The organism is Pseudomonas sp. TJI-51 (genome assembly GCF_000190455.2).
Taxonomy (GTDB): domain Bacteria; phylum Pseudomonadota; class Gammaproteobacteria; order Pseudomonadales; family Pseudomonadaceae; genus Aquipseudomonas; species Aquipseudomonas juntendi.
The window spans coordinates 773-1,349 of record NZ_AEWE02000028.1 but is presented as its reverse complement, the minus strand read 5'-3'; the positions used below and the strand labels follow the sequence as shown (position 1 = coordinate 1,349).

At 68.5% G+C, this 577-nt stretch carries 1 protein-coding gene; it reads left to right on the top strand.

The window, feature by feature from the left end:
* Positions 1 to 138: 138 nt before the first annotated feature.
* The coding region (locus tag G1E_RS29225) for a biotin/lipoyl-binding protein (protein ID WP_047149717.1) at positions 139 to 577 on the top strand (439 nt) is incomplete at its 3' end.

The window sequence follows — 577 nt, the reverse complement described above, 5'->3', positions numbered from 1 at the left end:
GGGCCGCACGCTGGTGATCGCTACCCACCGCCTGAGCGTGCTGCAACGGGTCGAGCGCATTGTGGTGCTCGACGGTGGGCGCATCGTCATCGATGACACCCGCGATGCCGCATTGGCCAAACTGCAAGGAGCGCAGGCATGAGCAACCACGAACTCCCGGCGTCCTACCTGGACGGGCAGGACGACCGGGCCGTATTCCGCGCCGGGCGCCTCATCACCCTCAGCGCACTGATGCTGGCCGCGTTCCTGGCCTGGGCCGCCTGGTTCGAGGTGACCGAGGTTTCCACCGGTACCGGCAAGGTCATCCCCAGCTCCCGGGAGCAGGTGATCCAGTCGTTCGAAGGGGGCATCGTCGCGCAGATGAACGTGGCCGAAGGCGACCTGGTCGAGCGCGGCCAGGTACTGGCCCAGTTGGACCCGACCAAGACCGCCTCCAGCGTGGGCGAAAGCGAGGCCAAGTACCGCGCCGCCAAGGCCAGCCAGGCCCGGCTGCAAGCCGAGGTGACCGGCAAGCCGCTGGCCTTCCCGGCCAGCCTGCGCGACTCGCCTGAGCTGATCGAAGCGGAAACGGCGCTGT